General features: G+C 49.9%; 7 protein-coding genes. 5 read left to right on the forward strand and 2 right to left on the reverse strand.

Annotated features, from left to right (window positions below):
* The first annotated feature begins 49 nt into the window (after nt 1-49).
* From AAC022_RS25125 to AAC022_RS25145, 5 genes are all read left to right on the forward strand, one after another.
* Complete coding sequence (locus AAC022_RS25125) at nt 50-535, forward strand: hypothetical protein (protein WP_339735684.1); 486 nt, start codon at nt 50-52, stop codon at nt 533-535.
* A gap of 70 nt (nt 536-605) precedes the next feature.
* Nucleotides 606-1,385 carry an ATP-grasp domain-containing protein gene (locus AAC022_RS25130; RefSeq protein WP_339735686.1) on the forward strand — a complete coding sequence of 260 codons (780 nt, stop codon included), beginning with the start codon at nt 606-608 and terminating at the stop codon, nt 1,383-1,385.
* Between the two features lie 158 nt (nt 1,386-1,543).
* Nucleotides 1,544-2,560 carry a zinc-binding alcohol dehydrogenase family protein gene (locus tag AAC022_RS25135; RefSeq protein ID WP_339735688.1) on the forward strand — a complete coding sequence of 339 codons (1,017 nt, stop codon included), beginning with the start codon at nt 1,544-1,546 and terminating at the stop codon, nt 2,558-2,560.
* A 411-nt stretch (nt 2,561-2,971) separates the two neighbouring features.
* Nucleotides 2,972-3,982 (forward strand): toll/interleukin-1 receptor domain-containing protein, encoded by a 1,011-nt coding sequence (locus AAC022_RS25140; protein ID WP_339735690.1) that lies wholly within the window; start codon nt 2,972-2,974, stop codon nt 3,980-3,982.
* Between the two features lie 274 nt (nt 3,983-4,256).
* Entirely contained in the window at nt 4,257-4,847 is a 591-nt protein-coding gene (locus tag AAC022_RS25145) for a peroxiredoxin family protein (protein WP_339735692.1), read from the forward strand.
* A gap of 279 nt (nt 4,848-5,126) precedes the next feature.
* Here AAC022_RS25145 and AAC022_RS25150 read toward each other — a convergent pair whose 3' ends face one another.
* Nucleotides 5,127-5,474 (reverse strand): hypothetical protein, encoded by a 348-nt coding sequence (locus AAC022_RS25150; protein ID WP_339735694.1) that lies wholly within the window; start codon nt 5,472-5,474, stop codon nt 5,127-5,129.
* A gap of 130 nt (nt 5,475-5,604) precedes the next feature.
* On the reverse strand, nt 5,605-5,880 hold the full coding sequence (locus AAC022_RS25155; RefSeq protein ID WP_339735696.1) for a hypothetical protein: 276 nt from the start codon (nt 5,878-5,880) through the stop codon (nt 5,605-5,607).
* Nucleotides 5,881-6,090 lie beyond the last annotated feature (210 nt).

The following is a 6,090-nucleotide window of genomic DNA, read 5'->3' on the forward strand; positions in this document are numbered from 1 at the left end:
ACAGCTTCACTGGTGTCGTCCTCTCCGACTGAAGATAGGAACAGACACTATGACACTCCAGCATCGCATCAGATCTAATTATAAAGATCAGACTTGGAACCGTAAAATTTACCTGACGGAAAAGTTCCTGCTTGATTCAATCGACGATTGGGCTCGATCTGAGAAGGAATTTCCTATCAAGGGTGTTGTTTCAGGAATCCTGTATCTATTTTCATCACGCTATGAAGCAGAGAGTATCAATGATCGACAACTAAAAGTATACCTTCAGAAGCATGCAGATTCTCCCGAAGTGGAGTATTCTCTGACCTGGCCGAAACAAACTGCATCGCAAGGACAAGAGTTGATTGACCTTATTTCAAAGATATTGTCTTCAGCTATTGCCGAGTGGAGTAAACACGGCAGTCATGGTCTCACTGTTACTTCTGTGCTTGAGCAAATTGTGGATCAGATCATGAAACAACAGTATGTCGTTTTCCATCATCATGAAACGACCATTCGAGATCGAGGTGGTTTTGGGGGCAAGGTTAAATCCTGAGTGACCCGTTTAGAGTTAATCTAACACAGAGCAGTCCTGTAATTGACTTTTTTCCATTTTGGAGTTCACAATGCGAGCGTATGTGCAACAGGGACAAAAAGGAGATCCGAATTATCTTAACCTGGAACGAATTGCGTATACATTCTGGGAACGGGGTTATGAGATGCTGCGCTTCGATTACCCAGAGTTCTGTGAAGGAGCTCTGGACCGGGGGTTACTCACCTATCCCGATGAAACGATTGTTGCAGGTGGCGTGGGAACCGTGCGTGCGGCGATCAAACGGGCCAACCGTTCTCTGCCTGAGCTGCAGGAACTGCCGGACTGCCTGAAGCCGTGGATTGGTCGTAAGTATTGGACTTCCACGCTCGATGAGGTGCGACAGCCGTTTGAGAAAGCAGAGCAGACGCAACCGGTCCACGTGAAGCCTCTGTACGAACACAAACGATTCACTGGCACTGTTTTCAAAGAATTCCGCGACCTGATTCCCTCTGCAGCGGTCGACGGTGCAACGGAAGTTCTGGTGCAGGAAGTAGTGGAATTCGTCACTGAATGGCGGGCATATATCTTTCGTGGTCACATCAAGACTGTTGCGAATTATCAAGGCGATCCGCTGGCGTTCCCCGACCCCACTCGAATGCAGGCGGCTCTGGACGCATTCGAAAGCTGCCCCGTCGCCTGCAGTATGGACTGGGGAATCACGTCTGCAGGAGAAACCCTGCTGGTCGAAGTAAATGACGGTTATGCCCTGGGCAATTATGGCGTCGATATGTATGTTTATACGGCGATGATCGAGGCCCGCTGGAGAGAAATCATGGGACTCGAAGACAATGGAATTGGTGTCCTGCTCTAAACCGGCACCAGATACGAAATTCGTTTTGTTGTTATTTTTACTACCACGAAAAACACGAAAGTCACAAACGGTTACTTGATTTACAGCTGCTTTCGTAAGACCATGAGAGACATTGTAAAAATGATATTTGAACTTCGTCTCTGCAAAGGAGCCTTGATATGAAAGCTGTTGGCCTGACCCGTTATCTACCCATTGATGATCCAGAATCACTGGTGGATGTGGAACTGGAACAACCAGAACCAGGCGGGCGGGATCTGCTGGTGGCGATCAAAGCGATTGCCGTGAATCCGGTGGATACGAAAGTGCGTGCGCCGAAAGAGACCGTGGAGTCTTCCCCCAAAGTGCTGGGCTGGGATGCGTCGGGCATCGTCGAAGCCGTCGGTCCAGATGTGGAACTGTTTCAGCCAGGCGATGAGGTGTTCTACGCGGGCGATATTACGCGGCCCGGATGTAATTCCGAGTTTCAACTGATCGACGAACGGATTGTTGGTTCGAAGCCGAAATCGCTCGATTTCGCAGAGGCGGCGGCGATTCCGCTGACATCGATCACAGCGTACGAAGCGTTTTTTGATCGACTGGAACTGGATGTCGAAGGAGCGAATGCGGGGGAGACGCTGTTGATTGTTGGTGGTGCCGGGGGTGTGGGATCGATTGGGATTCAACTGGCGAAACTCGCCGGGCTGACGGTGATCGCGACCGCCTCACGGCCTGAATCGACGGCGTGGGTGCAGGAACTGGGGGCCGACCATGTGATCAGTCATTATGAACCACTGCGTCCACAGATCGAAGCGCTGGGGTTGAAGTATGTCGATTCGATCGCGCTGTTCAATAATACTGACCAGCACTGGGAATCCGCCGTTGATCTGATTCGGCCTCAAGGCAAGATTGTCTCGATCGTGGAAAACGTAGAGCCGCTGGCACAGTCGATGATGAAAACCAAATCGGCAACGTTTGTCTGGGAGTTCATGTTTACGCGATCAATGTTTGAAACGCCGGACATGATTGAGCAACATCGACTGCTGAATCGGATCTCAAAGTGGATCGACGGCGGTCAACTTCGCAGTACAGCGAATGAAGTGCTTTCGCCGATCAACGCTGCGAACCTGCGGGCTGTACATCAAAAGCTCGAAACAGGACGCTCCATTGGCAAGATTGTGATTCAAGGCTGGGATTGAATCGACGCAGTCTGGTAGAGTTGCCAGTCTGGTCGAGTTGATTGATCGAGTTCTCAATCCGGTATTGTGTGCCACCGCTCGGCTTGTCCGACGGTGCTGCAGTGATGGACTTTTTTCTACCACGAACAGCACGAAAGACACGAACGGAATAGAGATCGCGTTTGCTTTATGACGCGGTTCCCTGCTCCGCCTGAATGGAATTATGGCTCCACCGTGGGGCTCCACTGTTGATTGAGATCTTTGCCTCAGATACTCGCCAAATCAATGGGATTTTCACTGTTTTTAAAAGAAACTTCACAAACAGGGTATGGACTAAGTCGGCAGATCGATTGTGTAGGCAATTGCACAGAATGGGTTTCGTTGTCAGAATGGGGGCCTCATGTTGATCATCATTTAGTCTGGAGAGCGGTTGTGGCGAATTCTGAGTATGTAGATGTGTTTAATTCGGGCGCAGTGGCCATTGATCGCTGGCGGACTCTGAATGCGGATGTCAAACCGGATTTGAGTGGTGCGGATTTAAGCGGAGCCGACCTGACCGAGACGAATCTGGTCGGCGCTAATCTGAGCGGTGCCATTTTAGTCGGTGCTGACTTCAGTGGTGCGGATCTCGTCGGAGCGAATCTGGTCGGTGCCAATCTGGAAAAGGCCGACCTCTGTTTTGCCGATTTGAGCGGAGCCGACCTCAGCTGGGCCAATTTGCATCGGGCGAATTTAAGACAGGCCATTTTTAACGGCGCCCACTCGCGCAATACTCTCTGGGTCGAAGTTGATTTATCCAGAGCCGTGGAACTGGAAACGATCAACCATTGGGGCCCCAGTACGATTGGCGTCAATACACTCATGTGGTCTAAAGGGAAAATCCCAAAAGAGTTTCTGCTGGGTTGCGGTCTCCCCGATGACGTAATTTCGCATGTCACTGGTTATTTCGCCAGCACCGCCGTCGATTTCTTTTCCTGCTTTATCAGCTTCTGTTCGGAAGACTCTGCATTCGCTCATCGATTGTATGATACGCTACAGGCCCGGGGAATTCGCTGCTGGTTGGATGAAAAGCAAAAGTCGTCTGGACCAGGAGCCCCCACCGATCGGGGACTGAAGATTTGGGACAAAGTGCTGCTCTGTGCTTCAGAACATTCCTTAACCAGCGACTGGGTCAATCAGGAAATAGCAGACGCTTTTGAAAACGAAGACCGTCAATACAAAAAAGACACGGTCCTGATTCATTCCTTACTTCCGCTCAGCCTGGACCAGCATCTGTTTGATACGTGGGAGCATCAAGAGAAAGCGGCCCTCTGTGATCGATTAACCGCTGATTTCAGAAACTGGGAAACAGACCCCGCGGTATTTGATCAGCAAGTGGAACGGGTGATGGCAGCACTGCATACGAATTATCCCGGCCGCGGACCGGAGTCTGGGTCGGCTTAGCCTGTGTCCAGGTTTACTGTAGCGTCTCCAAGGCCTTTTGGGCCGAGTATAACAGAATGAGAGACGCTATGGTTAAATGGTACGTGTTCCAGAAATATCCAGCGGCACTCAAAGCCGAAACTGAAGTGGAACAGCGGCTCTGATTATAAAATTCAGAATATAGGATGTCCGCCCTGCATTCATTGCTATGATATTAATATCACCACTGCCCCAGCGCACGGGCAATCATATGCAGATATCTCCCTATGTTGATTTCCCATCAGGAGCCGCTTTCATGATCACGATCAAAACAGTACGGCGTTTTTTCCTTTTCTCACTGGCACTTTCGTTATTCGTCCCGAGTGCTCTCAACACGGAAGTTCAAGCGGCAGCGAAGGATTCTGCAAAACCAGCCGTGGGAGATGTGGCCAAAGATTTTGAACTGGCAACCCCCGCAGGCAAGCAGGCCAAACTTTCTGATCAGCTCAAGAAGGGCCCCGTGGTGCTGCTGGTACTGCGTGGTTATCCGGAATATCAATGTCCCGTTTGTACGCGGCAGGTAGGCCAGTTTATTGCGAATGCCGCCAAGCTGAAAAAGGCGAACGCATCTGTCCTGTTAGTCTATCCCGGGGCGGCTCAAGATCTGGCAAAACGCGCGGATGAATTTATTCGCGATCAAAGTCTGCCGGACAACTTTCATTTCTTAATCGATCCAGATTACAAATTCACGAATGCCTACAATCTGCGGTGGGATGCCAAACGTGAGACCGCATATCCTTCCACGTTCGTGATCGGTAAAGATGGTAAAATCAAGTTTGCAAAAATCAGCATGACACACAGAGGCCGGGCCAATGCAAAAGAAGTTTTGAAAGCGCTGGGTGAGTGAGCTATAGCTCTGTTCGTTTTGTTTTTGAATGGAGTTTGGTGGCTGTATACAAGCACTGTCGGGCGAGCCGACAGTGGCACACAAGAGAAAGAAGACGAGCATTTTCATCACTCCGGAACGATGCCCGTTTTCGTAGGGGCAGGTCCATGTGCCTGCCCGCCGAACGATGTTCATTCCCAAAACACTCTGGGAACGGAACCGGAAACAAACGACGTATCTCAACACATAAACAACGTCGATACCGCGGGCTGCCACATAGGGCAGCCCCTACATGCAATATCACAAAAGCGGCTTCCATTCTGTACGGACCCAGCCGACGAGGTAGGCGGAGAGTCCAAAGCAGAGGATCGCCAGTAGTGTGATCACGATTGCGGGGGCGAGAATGATCTGTCGATCAACGTATTTTCCCAGCTGACAGAATTCCAGCCCGATCGTCGCGAAGGTGTATCCCAAGCTCAGTGCATCGTCAAAGCCGCCCGCGGTGAGCGATTCACTCACCGCCGTCGCCGTGCTGTGTCCACCGACAAAGCCAGCGGGAATCAGCAGGTATTGCAGGACGCGAATGCGGGACCGAAGCAGGTGTGCAATCACCAGCAGGATCGAGATGATGGCAAAGCCTGCAAACATTATTCGTAGGAATTTCCAGTTTAAGTTCGACTGTTAAGGTGAAAAACCTAGTTTGAAATAGAGTAACAGGCTCTTGTGTGATTCACCAGTTCTGTAGTCCGGAAATAGGATAAAGGGATCGCTTGAAAATTTACTTGCCCCCCTGCACTTCTTGTTCTACCAGTGCAGCGAGTGTGGAAGCATCCAGATTGGCTTGTCTGTTCTTAATATAACATCGTTCGACCTGCTGCATACTAATATCTGTTCTGTCATTCATTCTCAATTTCACCAGTGTATCAATCAATAACTCAGGGGGATGCCCGCGTAAACGAATGGCAATGATATGGAGAATGCTAACATGAGTATGGCACAATAATGCACGACGCCAGGGGAGCAGTATGCGAAACAGAAAAGACAAACTGATCATCGCTACCACTCCTGCCACAAATCCGAGAGTGAATGAGAACAGGTCCACTGTTTGATCCTTTCATTCCGTTTTACGATTATTTTCCATCTGCGACACACAGACTGAATTTGATTCAGCGTATCCATCATCGTTAATAGCAGAAATGTAATAACGGTGGCTAGCGCCGAATGGTACTTACTTTACTTTTTTTATGTTGAATCAGAGTCTTTT

Origin of the sequence: uncultured Gimesia sp. (assembly GCF_963976445.1) — a bacterium.
GTDB lineage: Bacteria > Planctomycetota > Planctomycetia > Planctomycetales > Planctomycetaceae > Gimesia.

Bases quoted from the DNA above. Each gene is read 5' to 3' on its own strand.
- AAC022_RS25135 (WP_339735688.1), top strand. From the start codon at position 1,544: ATGAAAGCTGTTGGCCTGACCCGTTATCTACCCATTGATGATCCAGAA.
- AAC022_RS25145 (WP_339735692.1), top strand. From the start codon at position 4,257: ATGATCACGATCAAAACAGTACGGCGTTTTTTCCTTTTCTCACTGGCA.
- AAC022_RS25130 (WP_339735686.1), top strand. From the start codon at position 606: ATGCGAGCGTATGTGCAACAGGGACAAAAAGGAGATCCGAATTATCTT.
- AAC022_RS25125 (WP_339735684.1), top strand. From the start codon at position 50: ATGACACTCCAGCATCGCATCAGATCTAATTATAAAGATCAGACTTGG.
- AAC022_RS25150 (WP_339735694.1), bottom strand. From the start codon at position 5,474: ATGTTTGCAGGCTTTGCCATCATCTCGATCCTGCTGGTGATTGCACAC.
- AAC022_RS25155 (WP_339735696.1), bottom strand. From the start codon at position 5,880: ATGATCAGTTTGTCTTTTCTGTTTCGCATACTGCTCCCCTGGCGTCGT.